General features: G+C 46.3%; 14 protein-coding genes. 6 read left to right on the forward strand and 8 right to left on the reverse strand.

What is annotated here, in order from left to right:
* Positions 1-45: 45 nt before the first annotated feature.
* Complete coding sequence (locus J2T16_RS10600; RefSeq protein ID WP_499018321.1) at positions 46-5025, reverse strand: discoidin domain-containing protein; 4980 nt, start codon at positions 5023-5025, stop codon at positions 46-48.
* A gap of 439 nt (positions 5026-5464) precedes the next feature.
* Positions 5465-6283 (reverse strand): alpha/beta fold hydrolase, encoded by an 819-nt coding sequence (locus tag J2T16_RS10605; protein WP_221789854.1) that lies wholly within the window; start codon positions 6281-6283, stop codon positions 5465-5467.
* Between the two features lie 146 nt (positions 6284-6429).
* On the opposite strand from J2T16_RS10605, the gene J2T16_RS10610 reads away from it, so the two are divergent.
* Positions 6430-7041 (forward strand): hypothetical protein, encoded by a 612-nt coding sequence (locus J2T16_RS10610; protein ID WP_499018322.1) that lies wholly within the window; start codon positions 6430-6432, stop codon positions 7039-7041.
* Positions 7042-7180: 139 nt separating this feature from the next.
* Here the strand turns inward: J2T16_RS10610 and J2T16_RS10615 are convergent, their stop codons facing one another.
* Positions 7181-7621, reverse strand: a complete 441-nt coding sequence (locus J2T16_RS10615; RefSeq protein ID WP_154887899.1) for a hypothetical protein — start codon at positions 7619-7621, stop codon at positions 7181-7183.
* A gap of 460 nt (positions 7622-8081) precedes the next feature.
* On the opposite strand from J2T16_RS10615, the gene J2T16_RS10620 reads away from it, so the two are divergent.
* A complete protein-coding gene (locus J2T16_RS10620; RefSeq protein WP_336120715.1) occupies positions 8082-9641 on the forward strand; it encodes an acetamidase/formamidase family protein in 1560 nt (519 codons plus the stop codon).
* Positions 9642-9867: 226 nt separating this feature from the next.
* Here the strand turns inward: J2T16_RS10620 and J2T16_RS10625 are convergent, their stop codons facing one another.
* Positions 9868-10641, reverse strand: coding sequence for an SDR family NAD(P)-dependent oxidoreductase (locus tag J2T16_RS10625; protein WP_221789848.1), 774 nt, complete (start codon positions 10639-10641; stop codon positions 9868-9870).
* A 125-nt stretch (positions 10642-10766) separates the two neighbouring features.
* Between J2T16_RS10625 and J2T16_RS10630 the strand changes: the two genes are divergently transcribed.
* A complete protein-coding gene (locus J2T16_RS10630) occupies positions 10767-11606 on the forward strand; it encodes a helix-turn-helix transcriptional regulator (RefSeq protein WP_336120714.1) in 840 nt (279 codons plus the stop codon).
* A gap of 151 nt (positions 11607-11757) precedes the next feature.
* On the opposite strand, the gene J2T16_RS10635 is transcribed toward J2T16_RS10630, so the two are convergent.
* Complete coding sequence (locus J2T16_RS10635; protein WP_336120713.1) at positions 11758-12594, reverse strand: sulfurtransferase; 837 nt, start codon at positions 12592-12594, stop codon at positions 11758-11760.
* A gap of 34 nt (positions 12595-12628) precedes the next feature.
* Positions 12629-13573, reverse strand: coding sequence for a DMT family transporter (locus J2T16_RS10640; protein WP_090915032.1), 945 nt, complete (start codon positions 13571-13573; stop codon positions 12629-12631).
* 380 nt (positions 13574-13953) lie between these two features.
* On the opposite strand from J2T16_RS10640, the gene J2T16_RS10645 reads away from it, so the two are divergent.
* The 3 genes from J2T16_RS10645 to J2T16_RS10655 all read left to right on the forward strand — a co-directional run bounded on the left by J2T16_RS10645 (position 13954) and on the right by J2T16_RS10655 (position 16659).
* Positions 13954-14856 carry a polysaccharide deacetylase family protein gene (locus J2T16_RS10645; protein ID WP_253492356.1) on the forward strand — a complete coding sequence of 301 codons (903 nt, stop codon included), beginning with the start codon at positions 13954-13956 and terminating at the stop codon, positions 14854-14856.
* A gap of 26 nt (positions 14857-14882) precedes the next feature.
* Positions 14883-15539 carry a YkyA family protein gene (locus tag J2T16_RS10650; RefSeq protein WP_308722849.1) on the forward strand — a complete coding sequence of 219 codons (657 nt, stop codon included), beginning with the start codon at positions 14883-14885 and terminating at the stop codon, positions 15537-15539.
* 226 nt (positions 15540-15765) lie between these two features.
* On the forward strand, positions 15766-16659 hold the full coding sequence (locus tag J2T16_RS10655) for a DUF8580 domain-containing lipoprotein (RefSeq protein WP_253492362.1): 894 nt from the start codon (positions 15766-15768) through the stop codon (positions 16657-16659).
* A gap of 160 nt (positions 16660-16819) precedes the next feature.
* Here the strand turns inward: J2T16_RS10655 and J2T16_RS10660 are convergent, their stop codons facing one another.
* Positions 16820-17992, reverse strand: coding sequence for a mannitol-1-phosphate 5-dehydrogenase (locus tag J2T16_RS10660; protein WP_336120712.1), 1173 nt, complete (start codon positions 17990-17992; stop codon positions 16820-16822).
* 46 nt (positions 17993-18038) lie between these two features.
* Positions 18039-18707 (reverse strand): HAD family hydrolase, encoded by a 669-nt coding sequence (locus tag J2T16_RS10665; RefSeq protein ID WP_221789837.1) that lies wholly within the window; start codon positions 18705-18707, stop codon positions 18039-18041.
* Positions 18708-19030: the final 323 nt, after the last annotated feature.

Consider the following 19030-nt stretch of genomic DNA (forward strand, 5'->3'; position numbering starts at 1 on the left):
GTGCTGAATTTGAATCTTTTAAAGTTTAGTCATTGGTTCAGCGTATCAACGGTACAGTCTCAATTCAGCAATAGACCACCACCACTCGGGAGTATCCGCAGTCAAAGCGATTTTGACATATCGTGCCTGTTGGGTCGCAAACATCACGGAGATTACAGGATAAGTTCCCAAAGCTTCTGAAACTAAATTCCATTGCTCGCCATCCGTTGAAGTGAAGACTTTATAACTGCGGGCATAGTCATTGGTGCTGCTACCTGAGTCCATAGTTAACCGGCTGAAATTCTGGATGCTTCCCAGATCAATCTGAATCCATTGGTCTGGTTGTTGTGCAGATGCAGAGGTCCAGCGTGAGTTCAGATCATCATCCAGCAGTGCGCTAACGTCTTCAGACGTAGAAGCAGTAACTGTCCAAGACGTCCGATCCAGTTCAGTAGGTAACAAATGATCCTGGTCTCCGGGTGTCCATGGCGTCTGATCAGCGGTATAAACTGCGATTTCAGCTACAGACCACCAGTGGGAATCCGTTCCGGTCTGAACTATTTTGATATAGCGAGCCTCACGGGGAGCAAAAGCAATAGAGAGCACGGCATTTTGTCCTTCACCCGCTACCACAGCTTTACCCCAATCCATACCATCCAGTGAGGTGAATACTTCATAACCACGAGCATAATCGTCACTGCTGTGAGCACTATCCAGTACAATCCGGTTCACAATCTGTGAGTCACCCAGATCCAGCTGAATCCACTCGCCGCCTGTTTGTGTCTGGCCCGAAGTCCAGCGTGTTTGGTCCGAGCCATCCAGTATCGCCGTTGCAGCCTCCTCATTGGAAGACGCTGTAACGGACCATGCGTCTGGCAGGAGACGTTTTTGTTTTCCTGTTCCATAGTGCTGAACGAACAACTCAGAGATCGACCACCATTGGTCGGATTCACCCGTCTGCATGATCTTCACATAACGGGCCTGTTGCTCAGGGAAGGAGATAGAAAGACGTCCTGACGTTCCTTCGCCTCCAGCAATGGATGTTCCCCAGTTTTGCCCGTCATCGGAAACGAAAATGCGATATTGCCGTGGATAGTCATCCTTGGCGTTCCCAGAGTCCAACTCGACTGCATCAAAAGCACTCGTTTGTCCAAGATCAATCGTGATCCACTGTCCCTCCGTTTGCTTTCGCCCGTTCGTCCATAATGTCTCTTTTTTTCCATCCAGCATGTAAGCTGTGACATCGGTTCCTTGTGTGGAGGAAGCGGTCACGATCCAGGTTGACCGATCGGGCAACGGTGATGGAGTTGGATTTGGATGCTCAGGTGTTTGAGCCAATTTCCCAAATCGGGCGAGCTTGAGTTCCGAGATGGACCACCAACTGTCTGCGGGAGCAGTCAATACAATTTTGATATAACGCACAGTCTGCATCCCCAAATCAACGGACAAGCTCGGCGATGTTCCTGTTCCCTGTGCAATCGGCTTGCTCCAGTTCTCATCGTCTTTCGAAACGTAAACTTCATACCCTTGGGCATAATCACCCCAGTTATTGCCGGAGTTCATAAAGAGAGTATCCATCATCTGCTCGCTGCCCAGATCAATATGGAGCCAGTCTCCAGGCTGTTGCGTTTGTCCAGATGACCAGCGAGTAGCCAAATCTGCATCAATCATGCGTTCCACTGCTTCCGAACTGGAAGAGGCGGTAATTGTCCATGAGCTGCGATCCAGATAAGTGACGCCTTGTGAAGCATCCGGCTGCTTGACTACCGTATTTTCTAATGGATTGACCTTTACTTGAGCCTTCGCATAGACGGTAGCTGAACCCAAAGCCCCGCTGGCATTATAAAATCGAACCGTTTTGGCGGTATCGGACGGATTCCAGATTTGCGCTGTGTAGACGCCGTCCTTTTCGTAGACGGTTACTGCCGGAGAATCAGCCCAAATATCCATTGTACGTGTTCCCGTGGATGCCATACTGTGCATGAACCAGTATGCGTTAAAGACTTCGTTTTGCTGCATGTCTTTCGTATTCCACTTTGCAAGAGCAGCCTCCGGGTCCCCGATGGATTGGAAAGGCCAGATGATGTGTTGCCATGTGCGCTCTTGATGACCACCCAGATCCTTGATCATACCGTTGTATAGTGCGGCGGTATTCTTCGGATCACGGCCATAATAGGTCATCCACTCCGCCGGCGGCAGCCAATGAATGCCGTAAATATGCTCTGCGTCGTTGGAGAAGTACGTGCCATACAGGTAAGCACTGCCGTATACATGCCCTACGGTAGCGTGTTTGTATCCTTCCAGCCAGTTATCTCCATCGTAGTTGAACCAATATTGCTCGGCCGCTTTTTCTTCGGTGACAAAGCCCCAGATGCCTGTATCGCGATAGGCTTTATTCCCTGTGACCTCGCCCCACATATATTGCCCGACCCAGCTGAACAGAGCTTCGCCTGCCGCTTCCTGATTGTTTCCGCTGCGATTGTCGGCATAACCGCCAGCCCAGGAATGGCCTGAATAGGGATCAAAATTACGCATCCATGGGAATTGATCATCTGTACGCGAAGGGTTGGCATAATCCCGAATCAGCAACTCAACCATATCTCCATAATCCTCTACAAATGTTGGATCATACATAGCCAGCACCGCAGATGCAAAGACGTAATAGCCATACGTAAAATGATGATCCGTCAGCCCGGTGTTGACGCCGAACCCGCTTCCGTAAGGGAAGATCGTTCCCCATTGCTCCGAGTAATAAAAATAATAGGAGTGCAGACGTTCATCCGGTGAGTAAGTGTACCAGTCTGTCAAAATGTTTCTTAACAGGGACAGGTAGTGGTCCCGACGTTCGTGATCCCCAAGCTGGTCGCTAATGAGCACACCCAGCGCAAGCGGATGAAGCTTTTTCCCCTGCCAGTAGGGATCTTCGCTCATTAAATTGCCAGACGTATCTGCATCAAGCTGATCCAGATAGCTGATTAATTGCGCGCGTGAGTATGTCGGATCATCCGGCTCCACGAATTGCGGAATAATGCCGTAGAAACGATCCTGTGTCGTAAAGCTGTTGCCTTCGCTTACTTTCATCATCCCACGAATGGAAGGATAAGTGAGCTCCGTAAGTGGAGTTGTTGCAATTTTCCACTGGTGCGGGAACAAAGCCATTAATGTGCTGGTGGAAAAGTTGGCACGCTTCGTTTGTGTAACGGATCTGAAGGTCGTTGTAACTTGGGAAGTGCTCTCGTTGTAGTTGTAATCAACCTTCGTATCCGTCACAAAAGCATAGGCATGCTGATAATAGTATGCTAATTCTGATGCAGACGGCAGGGTAGCCAGCGACAAATAATTTTCGTTTGATCCCAGCTTGATCTTAAGTGTATTGCCAAGCTTTATAAGTGTGGTACCCTCTGGTGCATAAAGGCCGTAGTTTCTTGTAAAGGTTTGCGGCGAAGGGGCCCTGTCTTGATTGGTGACTTCTATACCGATATGATCTCCAGTCCATGATTCCCCGTCCTTAAGCATAATCTCACGGTTTTGATCATCAAAAAGACGTGTGATGTTCGGTGAACGGAGCAGGATCGTGTCCGGGTTCTCGAACGTGTTGTACAGGAAAGGGGAGCCTTTGACAAAGGTTGTATTGACCTTCGCCGTGTCATCATCACTCATGATGATGTTTGCGGAGTAATCTCCGTATCCGGCTACCTTGGTATTCACCTTAGCTGGGTTTATATTGCTTGTTGTCAGGATAAGGTCTGCTTCACCATCGGCATCCATCGAGTTGCCGTCAGCAGAAAGGTATCCCGCACCAGGATTCAAAACATGAAGCCCCTGCTTAGTGTAGCGATTTTTGAACGGGAGTGTAACTAGGCTGTTCCCATCTCCTAAATCCGAAACGAGAATCGATTGCCACCAGTCATTAGATGGAATCGGAGTAGTGATGTCAGTTGTGCGATTTTTTGGGTTTTTCGGTTGTAGCATCGTGATGTCATTAATAGCATAACTGCCGGCCCCAACCTGTACTGAGCTCATCTCCGGGATAGCCGGAATGGTGTAGACCGGTTGTTCATCACCTTGAATATACTCATATACATCAAAGGCATAGAGCGAAAACCCATTGGTTGTACCTCGGCCAAGTCCTGCGAACTTTACATATCTGGCTTCTGCATATACAGGAATGTCATCTCGTCCACCATTACTGTGTAACTCCCGAAACAACGTAGTCCATTGTTTTGCGTCATTGGATACCTGAATGTCATAAGCGCGTCCAAACGCATTTTCCCATTGTAGCGAAATTCCTCCGATTTCATGACGCTCGCCAAGGTCAACAACAATCCATTCCTGATCCTTGTAGATGGAAGACCAGCGTGTACCTGGGTCACCGTCTGTCACATTGCGAGCTTCATAGTTTCGCTTTTCCATCTTGGCCTTATCTTCGGCGGAGCGGCTAGGTTCGTCAATCTCTTCTGATGAAGCCATAACCGTTTTACCAAGGGCAAGGTTGGTAGCAACCGGTTTCGGAGGTGGATTTGCTCCGCCCGTTCCATACACATTGAACGCGTACAGAGATACACCGTAGGCTTGCTGTGCTCGTTCATGACTGAACAAACGTACGTATCGTGCATTTGCGGAAACCTCAACTTCCGTCATACCGCCTTGACCCTTCGTTGTGGAGTATACTTGCGTCCAGTTCACCTCGTCATCGGACACTTCAAGGTCGAAGGCGGAAGCATAAGCATTTTCCCACTCAATCGAGATGTTCGAGATGGAAGCCACTGCACCCAAGTCAACATAGATCCACTGAGGGTCTTGCTGCCAAACACTTTCCCACCGGGTATTTTTGTTGCCATCCACGGCATGATCGGCTGTATTACCGCCAAGGGATGAGGAACTATACACCGGTCTGTTCAGGGATAAGAGATATGACCCTTCTGCTGCAGCGTTTGCTGCCTTGCTTGGCCATAGCGGCACACTGCTGATCAACAATAGCATAGATAACAGCAGGTTCACGCAGATTCTGCGTTTGTTTCGTTTGTGACTCGTTCGTCCCTTCACATCTTCGTCTCCTTTGTTAGCTCTTGTCTTTCCATTAGACAGAACTTTCTCTTTTTCCTAACAACCTGTTATATGTATGATTCTGTTCTCCCGTGCCGCATTCCTGAGATCGATTTCAGGTTGCAATCATGGGATATGCGGATGTTCATTTGTTGTATATCGATCATTTGGAGTGGATTATAAAGTTTTTTTAATCGTTTTCGTAGAAAAAGAGACATATGTCCTACAGGAGGCAAGCGTGGTGTGTAACTATGAAATGCCGAATTAGGATTACGGTCGGATAGCAATATAATGTTTTCTTTTTACTTTTATCTAAGCGAGATACTATCCTTCCTCAGGCACCTCTGATCGAGGTAAGTTGTTACAGGCAATTCAAAAAGCTCGCTATTCGCGAGCTTCATGAATTTCTATAGGGAAGATTGAAACCCCGATACATAAGTTATTGCTCTAGCATAGAGATGATTGCTTGTTGCACAAGCTCAGGTTGTTCAAGGTACACATAGTGTCCTGAGTTTGGCGCAGTGACATGAGTAGCCTGATTAGACAAGGATGCTAAATCTTGTTGCATTTCAGCCCATTTGATTTCCATTTCTGGACCCATGCCGTGTTCTGTTGCGGATATTACAGTTAATGGTGAATTTCGCAAAGCATCCTTCGAACGCAGTTTTTCGATATATTTAAAGCTCTTGGTTACTTCTGCATAATCCCCTTCCGCAGTAAACTGTGACTGGTACATCTCTATAAATTCGGGCGGCAAGGTTGCCAAAACAGCTTCCTCTTGCTTTTCGTGAGAGGCATCGATCAGCACAGCTCCTGCAACTTCATTGGTATAACGATCAGCAAATCCTCGCACATTTAATCCGCCAATGCTGTGTCCCACCAGTACATATGGACCTGGAATATTAGCTTTTCGAAGCAGCTTATGTAACTCTTTCACCTGTTGTTTTGTTGTTTTATCTTTGGTAGTATCGTCACTAAGTCCGAGCCCAGCACGATCATAAGAAACCGTTAACGTTTTTTGGGATATCTCGGATTGGATACCAGACCAGACGGATGAATCGTCACCGTATCCGCTAATGAAAACAACGGTAGGGAGAGACGTTTTCACTCCTTGAATATTCGCATACAAGGCAACCCCTGTACTTACTTGATAGAGCCCGCTAGAGCCAACCTGATTCGTTTTCCCTTCTGCAAGTGGAGCTGCCATCAGAAAAACCAGACAAAAACTTAGAGTTAAAGATAGCCAACGTTTCATCATACATACCCTCCTAATATGGGAATAATTAAGATATTCATTCATATCAGAGTATATTCTTCTAAGGTAAAAATGTAAATAATTATGTTAATTATATAAATTTTTAGTAAAATATTGTTTGATTTAAAATTGAGCCTTGGAGGGATATGATGAAGCATACTTACCTTGTTTTATTGTTAATAACGATGTGGCTTACTAGTGCATGTGAACAGTCTCATCGTAGCAAGGACAAAGGGGGACATGGAGATTCTGCTTCTCTGATAGGGAGGGGCACGACCAACAATCCAAGTTTGTTTACTTTGGATACGGAGAAGGCTTATGAACTCTGTGCAGAGGCTTTATCTGGATATTACAAAGCTATATGGAACGGTCTGGAATTTGACGTTAGTAGATATATTGATAACCCGAACCTCAAACTATATACGGAAAAGAAGATCAGATCACAATATAATCTGTTTCGCAAGAACAATTTAACTTATAACCAAGTGAGAGAGGTCAAGATGGAAGCTGAAAAAGTGGATTATATTGAAGGAGAGCAGAGTTTTTATTATCTAAAAATGAATGCACGTATTATAAAGGATGTAGGTGAATATGCGGAGTCTACTGAATTCTTGGTACAAGATCTGAAAGGAAAGGTAGTTATTGTGGACTGGTATACATCTGGAAAGGATAGTTACGATTCTATTATGCGTGGGGAGAGTCAGGTGATTAATAATCCTGCCATCTGGGAGAGTAGTGAACGGGTGGATAAATTGAAATAGTGGATCAGGTATTGTAGAGCCGTGATACTTGTTACTTACTACACTCTGGCTTCAAAGCCCGAAGTCTGTGTTAATGCCCTTCAGGCTGTTGGTAGAGTATCGACAAGTGTTAGTGTCTCCGAATGCAGGCTCTATTGTTTCATCTGCTTGGCCCTGCAGCATGTTGCACAGTCAGTGATTCGGCGTCAATGGTCACCGTAAGATCGAAAAAGCGGTCACTGTGCCCCTCTCTCCAGTCCTCCGGTACATCTTCGGAATAAAACCAGAAGCGAAGCAGTCGCCGCTCAGGGTTTTGCAGGAGTTCAACAGCGCAGTCAATTGAGCATATGGACAGATCAAGGATAAGCGGCGGTGACCATCGCTGCACTGCTTCAGTCCATTCTGATACTAGTTGCTTAGCAGCTTCTACAGCAAGGAGTAAATGAAGTGCATACTCCGAACCAGTCAGTTTTTCCGCAATGGTCTCCTGGTGCTTGACGTTCGTAGCTTCCAGAAGTGCTGGAACATCCTTGCGGTCGATATTAAAGATGCTACTTGGAAATTGCAAATTCGAATGTATTCCATGATATGACTCCGTCATCGTTGTTCACCTCTTCTTGATGGATTGAGGAGGTACCCCTCAATAAGTTTAGCAGGTCTAAATCCTATTTTAGCACGTTTAATAGATAACAAAATTAGGGGCGATTTTTATTATTTAAATGAAGTCTATAGAATGAATTTGAAAGATCACGACGTGTACCCCAACCAATATAGTGCCTAAAAAGCCGATGAATAAATACGGGCACCCACCGCATTCCCCTCATAACTGATATCTGAAGAATGTTCATCAAGTTTAGGAAACATATTTAAGTTTTACACGCCTTTCATATGTTAGGTATGTTAACATCATTTTATGCTTTAAATAAGTTCATCTCGGGTTATAGCCCTTTTTTGTTATTTTTGTTAACAATAAAATATTGTTTTAAATAGATTTATATGTTATCGTTTATGCGTGTCATATAATATTACATAATGTTGCGTAACCTAGGAGGGGGGACGTAATGTTTATTAACCGAACGATTAGGAAAATTGGTGTTTCAGTAGGGATTGTGGGTATGTTTACATTTGCTCTACCTTCAGTGGGATTTAGTATGCCGTTGCAACCAACAACATTTGATAAGGTAGAAGGTGATTATTATGTAACGTCTGCGATTGAAAACGTTCGCTGGGGATCACTGCCTAATCGAGATAGCTCTCCGATTCTTACTGTGCCATCAGGAAGCGCTGTAACATTTGATACGGTATCGCATGAGGGACTGATTGAAGATCAGGGGAGAAATCCAGTGGAGTACTTCGGCAAATTCGGTATCTCCCCCGATGGCGTGTTGGATGATGCCAAGGCAATTGCGGCTTCTCCAATTAAGCATGATTATGTAAAAGACGGACCTCATATCATCACTGGGCCAGTAGCCGTTGAGGGAGCAATGCCAGGAGATGTTCTTAAAGTAGAAGTCCTTTCGTTGCAAACTCGAGTTCCCTATGGTGTCATTTCTAATCGTCATGGTAAAGGTGCCCTTCCTAACGAATTCCCAGAAAATACAGGCCCGCAAGAGGGGGCAAGCGCAACAAAACCGGAATTATATAATAATGTATCTATATTTACGCCTATTGAAGAGATCAACGGCAATTGGTATGGTTTATTACCAACAAAATCTGGAAAAAACGTACGTTTCCCGATTAATCCGTTTCTCGGTGTTATGGGGGTTGCACCAAATACCAGCGAAGTTGTGAGTTCGATCCCGCCTATTGAAACAGGAGGGAATATGGATATTAATGAGTTGGGTGTCGGTGCAACTATTTATTATCCGATTCAAGTTAAAGGCGGGCTATTCTATACTGGAGATCCACACTTTGCTCAAGGGGATGGAGAAGTAGCGCTAACTGCATTGGAAGCTTCTTTAAGGGGGACAGTTCGGTTAACGGTGTTAAAAAAAGGTGATCCTTCGATCCCGCATCGTGGAGCATTCACGCAACCCTTTGCTGAAACAGAGGATTATTGGATTCCCATTGGACTTGATGCTGATTTGGATGAAGCAATGAAAGAATCAGTACGTGAATCGATTCAATTCTTATCCGATAAGCTTGATATGGATAGAAGTGTAGCTTATGCGTACCTATCGGCGGCAACGGATTATGAAGTATCCCAGGTCGTAGACCGAACGAAAGGGGTTCATGGGCTCATTCGAAAGAGCGATTTCCTTGAATATGTTGACGTTGCAATGAATGTAGGGGGTACGACCATCAAACCGGTTGTTCATAACGATGAATTTTACGTACCGATTCGAACCATTTTGGAGCTATTGGGCGGTACAGTCGTGTGGGATAATAAGACGCGTACAACACAAATCCAATTAGGCACGAAAAATATAAGTGCTCAAATTGGTTCGGATGTGTATTCAATTAACGATAAACTGGTGTTCAATAGTAAGGTACCAAAGCTTTTAAATGGCGAAACCGTAGTTCCGGTGTCTGTTATCAATGAAATACTAGGTGCTTATGTAAACTGGACGACGATCGACAAGACGTTAACAGCAAACGTGTCGTTAAGTAAAAAGCAATAATTGATTTCAGTATTTAATCGTGGTGGACGAATGTCCATCGCGTTTTTTTCTGTTGTCGTGAATCAAAAAAAAGGGACTAACTGGGAGTTTGTTAACTCTCAGTTTAGTCCAGAAAGCCTTTTCTAAGAATATCATCAAAATATTTATTCTTCCCATAACCCGCTTGCGATTGCAATCGAAGATATGTCTACATCAATTCAGACATTCCGACCTAGACCACTGAATCTTATACACTAAGTCCACCGTCAACAGGTAAAACGACTCCAGTAACAAAAGATGAATAATCACTAAGTAACCAAGCGGCTGCGTTAGCAATCTCAATAGGCTCAGCAGGACGCCTCAGAGGTGTCTTCGCACGAATCTGTTCAATGATATCGGGGTTGATAGAAACCCACTGCTGAATCATATCCGTCATTGTGGTCCCCGGAGCAATTGCATTGACACGGATACCTGCTGGACCATATTCGACTGCAGCAGTTTGAGTCAGACTGTTTACCGCTCGTTTAGATGCCCCGTAAGCTCCCAAGCCCGGATTTCCCTTCAGACTACCCACGCTGCTGGTGTTAACAATAGAGCCTGACCCTGAAGTCTCCATCATCACTTTAATCTGGGCTTTCATGCACATCCAGACTGCTTTATAATTTACGGACTGGATCAGGTCGAAGTCTTCTTCTCTTTCATCCACCAGCGATGATACCGTGACTCCAATACCTGCGTTATTAAAAGCGGCATCAAGACGACCATATCGTTCCATTGTAGCTTTAACAGCTTGTTCAACATTGCGTGAATCGGACAGATCGGCTGTGAAATATGCAGCATCTCCACCCGATGTCACAATTTCATCCCTGACTTTACGCAACTCAGACTCTGTCCTCGCGACGAGCATCACAGAAGCCCCTTGCTGTACAAACAGTCTTGCTGCCTCAGCTCCAATGCCTCGCCCCGCACCTGTAATCATTACTACCTTGTTTGCCAACATTTGTCCTGCAATGGTTGTCATATTCATTCTCCTTGCCTGGAATTGTTGATCTCATCAACTACCTTCAGTATAATTTGACTACTAAATGGTCACGAGAACCTGCTTAATGGTAGGTTTGTGAGTGATAGGATAAGGGGGAGGTTTACTTGAACGACAGTGAGCGCCGTTTAGCGCTAGGTAATTTCTTAAGAGATTTACGCGCCTCCGTTTCTCCCCTTGATGTTGGCCTTTTGCCTGGCAATCGTCGTCGCACACGAGGCTTGCGGCGAGAGGAGGTCGCCGGGATCGCGAATATAGGACTCTCATGGTACACGCGCCTTGAACAAGGTCGTGATATTCGTCCGTCGGTAGGTGTACTGGAAAGCTTGGCTTCAGCACTCCAGCTGACACCCAATGAGCGAAGACATCTCTTTTTGCTTGCTGGAGAATCACTGCCTCCTCAATCAACGATCATGGAAGAGAAACTGAGCCCATCCATTCAGGACATGCTGAATGAATTGCATCCTAATCCGGCCTATGTCATCGGGAAAAAGTGGGATTTTTTAGCTTGGAATGAAGCGGCAGATGCTGTATTTATGATTCATAGGGTGTCACCCCCGCATGATTATAATTTGATGTGGCGCCAATTTACGGATTCTATTTGGAAAGAAGGATCGGAGGATTGGGAGAGTGTCTCACGAAGAATGATTGCTGAGTTCAGAACGGCAAGAGCACGGTATCTGAATGATGATTCATTCGACAAGTTAATTGAAGATCTGAAGAGGACAAGCGATGATTTTACAAGAATGTGGCAGTATCATGAAGTGCCAGTTTCCCTTGACGGCTACAAGAAGCTTTTGCACCCCACGTTTGGAGTTATTGAATTTGAGCATGTCACCCTTCAATTCCCCAATGAACCCGATCAGCGAATGATGATTTATATGCCTCATCCGGCAACCAAATCTTGTTTAAAGTATTACTTCACGGGCGAGAGTGGGCCACCGTAAAAGTTGAAAATCACTAGCCATCCCGTGCAACGATGCTTTTACCACTCCTGTATTCCTGGCTCACGCTCAGGAACGGAAAGTACACCGCCCCAGGCATCGGCCTGCATGGCGGTGTATTTGTCTTTGAGATCCTATAGACTTGTCCTCCGAACTACTCTTCCCCCGTCGCCACCGCGTTCTCCTCATAACTGATCCAGTCGCTCCAGCTCCCGGAATACAGCTTCACATTCGTATATCCCGCTTCTTCCAGCGCAATGACGTTCGGACAGGCGGATACGCCTGAGCCGCAGTATACAATAATTGCATCATCTTTCCCCAGCTTCACGAACCGCTCCTCTAATGCCTCAACACCAGACCAGCGACCATCCGTACCAAGCACTTCTTTCCAAAAATAATTCACTGCCCCCGGAATATGTCCGGCCTTCGCATCGATCGGTTCCTCCAGCCCCGCATAACGGCGGGCATCACGGGAGTCGATGAGCATGGCGCTACCGCTTGCCGAAGCTTGTTGCGCATCCGTAACGCTTGCGAGCATCTGTGGTTGCAGGTTCACGTCAAACGAAGATGGAATCTGTACCGGGATGTCCGTTGTCACCGGGAACTTGGCATTCTGCCAAGCCGAGAAACCTTCGTCCATGACATAGACTTGCTCATGTCCCAAGTAGCGAAGCAGCCACCATAAACGTGATGCGTTCATGCCGCCTTGATCATCGTAGGCAATGATGCGACTATTGGAGCCGATGCCAGCTTTGGCAAGGCGGCTTGCGAGTGCAGCGGGATTAGGGAGTGGATGGCGTCCGCCGTGCTCAGTGACCGGAGCGGAAAGATCCTTTTCCAGATCAAGATAGACAGCCCCCGGAATATGTCCGGCTTCATAAGCTTCACGTCCGGCATCGGGTTGACCGAGCAGGAAACGGCAATCTACGATAGCAACATCGGATTCGTACATTCTGGCGAGCAGCCAGCGCATGGATACTATATTTTTCATAACAACACACCGCCTTCATATGTAATGAATTTTTTTACACCGTCTTCGGTTCAACAGGAACTGGAGCGGCGATGGGCGCATCAGCTGGAATGGGCTGGGGTTTGGTTTTGCCGTACCGAATGAAGATCCACACCCCGAACAGGATCACGACACCTGCCGACATTTGAAGTGTACTTAGTGCTTCACCCAGCAGTACCCAGGCCAGCAAGGATGAGAATACAGGCTCTCCGAGAACACCCATCGATACGGTGGTAGCGTTCATATATTGCAGCAACCAGTTGAAGAGATAATGTCCAAAGATGGTAGGCACGATGGCAAGCAGCAGGAAGATTCCCCACTCCGAAGCCGCGTAACCGCCGAACGGATGCCCCATGAATAGATTGTACACCGCGAACGTACAGGCAGCGACAAGAAACACCCAGAAATTATACGAGAATGCACTGAGACCTGTTCGCAAAAACTGACCCAGCAACATATGCACAGCCACTGCCATCGTGCCAAGTAATGATAAGATATCTCCCTGTAGCGCGGTGCCTGCCACCTGAAAATCTCCTGCACCGATAATGATCGACCCGAACAGCGCGATACCCATGCCAATGAGCATCATACGGTTGATTTTGGCTTTGAACAGCCACACCGATCCGGCCAGAATCAGAATCGGCTCGAGAGCAAGGATGACGGTGGAACTGGCGACACTGGTTAATCTCAGTGATCCCATCCAGAGCAGGAAGTGTAGCGCAAGCATCACACCGGAAGCAAGTAACAAAACCCACTGACGAACATTCAGACGAAGCATCTCATGCCTGTGTGGCCAAACGAAAGGCAGCATGAGCACATTAGTTAAAAACAGGCGATACATGGCAATGACCGCAACATCTGCGTCAGACCAGCGTACAAAAATAGAAGAGAAAGAAATGGCAATAATGCCGACAAAAAATAACAAATAGATGGATCTGCCGGCACGGTTCATGCTTGTCATAGGTGTAGCTCCTTCTTGTAAATAGATAACCTAAATCACCTCATTATACAGGAGAAGGTCAGTGCAGGGAAGACATCAGCAGGTAAAGATACTTCACCACGCAGCAGATATCTTGATATATATAAATGTTGTATGGACGCTGAAAAAATTGGAAGCAGCATCTCGGCCATGAAACACGTTTTACTTTTAACAACGAATAAATTCAGTTGCACATCCGTGGTTAGAGAAACATGGAAAAGAGATAAGTAGATTGTAACCGAGCTTGTAACTATTCTGTCATTCACAGCGACGGTTTTTCTATTAATCTTCTATATAGAGACGTGAATCGATATAATATTCCATTCATCGGGAAAAAAAGACAGTTGGGAAGTGGCTAGGTCGTGAGAGTACAACAAGAAACAACGCGAGACTATGGAAATGCGATTCGCAGTGTCAGTCGAAAACAAACTCATAAAAAAAGGAAAATCCGCTACGGCAGATTGAGCGTGGCGATCATGCTCTTGCTTGTGTTTGTTGCGGGCTTGACATATGTGTTTATCGGTATGACCCATTGGATGAAAACGGTAATGGCACCACCGCCAATTGCTGTTATTGAGCAACCCGCCAAGCTGGGGATGATTCAGGTTACACCGGAGGCGAAAGAGGAGCCGGCACGATTTATGGGTCAGGTTCGAAAAGTGGTGTACATAACATTTGACGATGGACCAAGTCAATATACAGATCAATTGCTGGATATTTTAAAGCAACATGAAGCGAAAGCGACGTTTTTCATGATTGGACGGCAGTTAAATGAGCATCCGGATGCGGTGAAACGTTTGCTGAAGGAAGGTAGTTATCCTGGTTTACACAGCATGACACATAACTATAAGAAACTCTATAAGAGCGGAAGTTCGGCGAACTTTGTGAATGAGTTCAAAAAGGAACAGAAAATGGTCGAGAAACTGATCGGATACACACCGCATCTCATCCGTGCTCCTTACGGTAGCAGTCCGCAGATTGGTGAAGCATTCAGGGGAGACATTGCAGCGGCAGGTTTCAAAATGTGGGACTGGACGACAGATTCCCTGGATTGGAATCTTCCCGGTCAGCCGGATAAAATCGTAGCCCGAGTGAGCAATAGTGTGCACAGGGATAAGGAAGTTATTTTGATGCATGAACGGGAACAGACTGTGCAGGCGCTGCCGCGCATTATGAAGCTGCTGGAAGATCGGGGCTACGAATTCGAAGTGTATGATCCGAGCGCACACTGGGTTGCCAATTTTAGCGGGGATACACGTCTGTAGACGTTATGGCAAGAGAGGGAGAACACATGTTAATTACGAGCAAAAAAATTACGCTAGCAGCATGCAGTCTATTGCTGATGCTTTTACTTAGCGGGTGTGGAGAGCCGCAGGAGCCTGCGGCCAATCAGGTGAATCGTTTGGTGCAGAGTGGTCAGGAGATCGACAAAAGTCTGAAGGATCTGACACGGTATGAAGCAGAGGATATGGAACTATACAAGAGTATTTTGAGCAATGGAAAGAAAAAGAACAGCAATATCGAAGCGCTGCTGGATCAAGCAGAGGCTGATATTCAGCAACGTCGAGCGTTGCTTGAACAGACGGGGAAGGTTATGCAGGAGACAGGAGAGAAGATTGAAGCACTACGCGGTTCTCTCAAGGAGCTTACCATTGAGAAGGAAGAGACGCTTGCTCACGCAGGTAAAGTGCTGGATCAATATGAGGCAAGAGCCAAAACCTATGAGCTATTTGTAGTTTCATATGAACATAGCCTGAATGCTGAAGAACAACTGTACGGGCTTATGCGAGCAAGTGCTAAGCCGAATCTTGTTAAAATTAAACGTGCCATCCGCACACGTAATGAAGAATACGCCAAGCTTGCGGAAGTACGTAAACAATTCAACTTGCAGACGCAAGCTTTCAACGCGGCGCATGCGCAATTGGTTAAGCTTGATCAGGCGGGCTAGGCTGGAGAGTTGGCCTTTGAATACCGTTTATGCGTGATTGAGCTGTCTGATTCCCGTGTAAGTAAATATTATACGAAGCTATATAAATGGAACAAACAGTCTTTGCACAAAACAGCGATTGCAAGATCCCGCCGCTATCCGGAGTGATCGTGTGAAGCATCGTTGGTTCAATGGATGTAGCAACATGGACAAGCAGCATTGCGTTTAAGCTAACGGAGGTGTTCATATGCGAAAAAGGAATAGGGTAAAGGTCAGCACTACATTAGTGGTTCTACTTATGGGATTCTCACTCGTGGCTTGTGGGAGCAGTGCACCTGCACTTCAACCATCTGTGAACAATACAAAGGAAACGTCACCAGCGCCGGAACAGAAGCCGGAGGAAAGTGATGTCATTGAAGCAGAGGGCATTCTGACGGGTTGGGCTGACCCACACACGGTTGAGATTCGTGTAAAGGATAAAGCGATGTCTTTCCAGGTGGGGGAGGATATGCAGAAATTACTGGACGATATCGATGATGAGGATTCGGTTCGTTTCAAATATGTAGAAAAAGCAGTGGATGCATCAACCAAACAACTGGTACTCACCGGGATTACCAAAATTGCATCTGAGGATGGCGATAAAACGGGTACTGGGGCAGGAAATATCGTTACATCTGATCGCGCCAAAACGTCAGAACTGGAAGTGACGGTGGAAGGGATCACGGAGAAGCGGCCAGTAACTCTGGCACAGACCAAAGGGTATTCGCTATATATCTTTGAGCCGATGGCTTTTGATGCAAAAGACCATGAGTTAACGATGAAGATTGATCCTAGATACAAGGTAGAGATCGAAAAGTTGCCTTCGGACTTTAATCTGGATTATTTGAAGATGGACGCGAAGGAAGAGTTGTCCGAGGTGGGGGAAGTCAAAGAATTAACTCCTGAACAGCTTAGTAATGGGCCGATGAAAGATGCAAGACTGTTTATGATGTCTCAGAATGGGAAGAAAACGCAATATTTCATCGTCAAGGAACTGGACGGGAATGGATTCATTTTCCACATTGATGCGCCGGTTGGTGAACCTTCCGAAGGTTTCCTGCCTATGGTGTATGCATCAGTGAACTCGATTATGAATGAATAAAGCGATAACCGTGGGCAGCGTGTCTCCTGAAAAGAGGGGATACGCTGTTTTGTTGAGCCGGAAGGAACAAGAGCAAGCACACGTTCCTCCCGGCTGTTTGCTTGTTCATGATGTTGCTGTTGGTCAACGGACATGGTCGATCCACAGGCTGAACTCAAGTTCAGGTAAGTACCTTCGGTACCTTATGCTCTTGAAGCTCTTCATAACAGGTGATAATGTGCTGGTGAAGGACATGTTCTTCGGGAATGTCCATGCGTTCGCGGATAAAAGGAGAGAGTCCATCTTCATGAATAAAATGTTGCAGCTTCATGGCTTCCTCATCGCGTTTGTCATCAAACAGCATTGCGGCCGCCATCGCAGAGGTTAAGTGAGGAATAGCGATTCCGAATTCACTGGCCTGCATCGCTGGGCGAACAAGCCGATCATGAGGTGAAAGCTTGCGAAGTGGAGAACGTGCAACCCGGGTCACTTGGTCGGTGAGATTGGGGTTAGCGAACCGTCCCAATATAGTATCGATATATTTTTGGTGTGTTTCCGCGTTGAAACCGTGTTTACGGATCAGCATGGCTCCCGTCTCTTCCATGACATGACGCACCTTGGCGCGAAGGGCCGTATTGCTCATGACCTGCCGGATGGTCTTCAAGCCTGCGAGATAACCGAAGTATGCGGCGACACAATGACCCGTGTTGACCGTAAACATTTTGCGCTCAATATAAGGTTCCAGTGAATCAACATAGTGAACGCCTTCGATTTCTTTAAACCCATCCAGCAGGGCCGGGCGGTGAACAACCCATTCATAAAAAGGTTCAACCGTGACCTGCAGCGGGTCTTCGTGGTTCTGAGCCGGAACAATCCGGTCCACAGCTGCATTGGGGAATGAAATATAACGTTCGGCTTTGGCCCGGGTGGGCTCATCCAGAAAAGGATAGATACGCTTTTTCAGCCGGGTGCTACCGCCGATCGCATTTTCACAAGCGATAATGTGCAGAGGATTGTAATTATTAGCTTTCATGCGCAGATAGATGCCTTTTGCAATCGGTTCGGCGATATCCCCGAGGGCAGATACACCTACCGCTGTCGTAATGAGATCAGCGGATGCAATCTCTTCCGCGACACGATGTTGCTCGTTTACGTTAATCGCGGTTACGTTATTCACAATGGTTGTGTCCTGTTCGTTATTGGCAAGGGTGATCGGATACTCTTGCCTCTTCTGAAGCAATGATATTTTCTTTGGGTTACGTGCGACAAAGCAGACGTCATAGTCGGAAGCGGACAACATATGACCAATAAACCCACGGCCTATATTGCCCGCACCAAAATGTACAGCTTTCATGTGTGAACTCCCCCTTTAAGATTGGATGACGAAATTCGTGCAGACCTTAGGCGGTGGTGACGAGTGGCTTCGAGATCAAATCGTTAAATGGCAGGTCGGTCAGGCAGGATAGTCGCTGGTGAGGCATATCGAATGCCAACGTTCCGGTGATGGTATTCGAGATGACAACGCAATGCATACCAGCAGAAGATGCTGCACGCGCGCCGTTAGGTGAATCCTCAATGGCTACGGCCTCGTCTGCAGTTACTCCAAGGGCTTCGAGTGCTTGATTGTACAGTTCCGGATCAGGCTTTACATTGGCAACATCATCTGCCGTGCGGATCACTTCGAAATAGTCTTTTAATTTCAGTTGCTCCAGGTGTTGCTCTACCCATTCACGTTTTGAGCTGGAAGCTACAGCGAGCTTTATACCGGCTTTGCTTGCTTGTTCCAAATATTCCTGTATACCTGGGCGAACCTTTTCTTTGTTCATCAATGCAGCATGCTGCAATTGGACCGATTCCCTGAACGCATCCCGATCAATCGGAAGGTTCAAATCTGTGATGAGGTACTCATACGGATTGAAGGTTTTGAGACTGGTACCAATGCACTTGGAATACATCTCCAGTGTTAGATCAACACCATGTTCTTTGTACGCATCCCGAAATGCGATATACCAAGCTGTCTCTGTGTCAATAATCGTTCCGTCGAAGTCAAAAATCAGTGCCTTAATCATCAATTTGTTCCTCCTGTTTTCAGAATTTGTTTTTGGGTTGGAAAATGAAACACTAACTTTCGTGAATTCTCTGCAAATTAATTCCCGTACATTCATTAACTCGCGGAATGTTAGTTAACGCAAAAAGCGGGATAGGGATATTAATTTGGGAAAAAATATGCGTTGAATCTAATAAAACCGTACCACAGGACAAAGAATAGGGTCAAGTGTGTCATGAATGTTTACATTGAAAATTTTCACATGTGTGACTTACTTTCAGAAAATGTGAAACCTTGCAAACCGTTAAGCCCTTTGCATGTAAGCGGTGTAATGGATGAACGGTT

This window comes from Paenibacillus intestini (assembly GCF_030803945.1).
Lineage (GTDB): Bacteria > Bacillota > Bacilli > Paenibacillales > Paenibacillaceae > Paenibacillus > Paenibacillus polysaccharolyticus.

Excerpts from the sequence above, each read along its gene's own strand:
- J2T16_RS10640 (WP_090915032.1), bottom strand. The coding sequence starts at position 13,573 with ATGACAAGCATGAACCGTGCCGGCAGATCCATCTATTTGTTATTTTTT.
- J2T16_RS10610 (WP_499018322.1), top strand. The coding sequence starts at position 6,430 with ATGAAGCATACTTACCTTGTTTTATTGTTAATAACGATGTGGCTTACT.
- J2T16_RS10650 (WP_308722849.1), top strand. The coding sequence starts at position 14,883 with ATGTTAATTACGAGCAAAAAAATTACGCTAGCAGCATGCAGTCTATTG.
- J2T16_RS10660 (WP_336120712.1), bottom strand. The coding sequence starts at position 17,992 with ATGAAAGCTGTACATTTTGGTGCGGGCAATATAGGCCGTGGGTTTATT.
- J2T16_RS10605 (WP_221789854.1), bottom strand. The coding sequence starts at position 6,283 with ATGATGAAACGTTGGCTATCTTTAACTCTAAGTTTTTGTCTGGTTTTT.
- J2T16_RS10625 (WP_221789848.1), bottom strand. The coding sequence starts at position 10,641 with ATGACAACCATTGCAGGACAAATGTTGGCAAACAAGGTAGTAATGATT.
- J2T16_RS10620 (WP_336120715.1), top strand. The coding sequence starts at position 8,082 with ATGTTTATTAACCGAACGATTAGGAAAATTGGTGTTTCAGTAGGGATT.
- J2T16_RS10665 (WP_221789837.1), bottom strand. The coding sequence starts at position 18,707 with ATGATTAAGGCACTGATTTTTGACTTCGACGGAACGATTATTGACACA.
- J2T16_RS10615 (WP_154887899.1), bottom strand. The coding sequence starts at position 7,621 with ATGACGGAGTCATATCATGGAATACATTCGAATTTGCAATTTCCAAGT.
- J2T16_RS10655 (WP_253492362.1), top strand. The coding sequence starts at position 15,766 with ATGCGAAAAAGGAATAGGGTAAAGGTCAGCACTACATTAGTGGTTCTA.
- J2T16_RS10635 (WP_336120713.1), bottom strand. The coding sequence starts at position 12,594 with ATGAAAAATATAGTATCCATGCGCTGGCTGCTCGCCAGAATGTACGAA.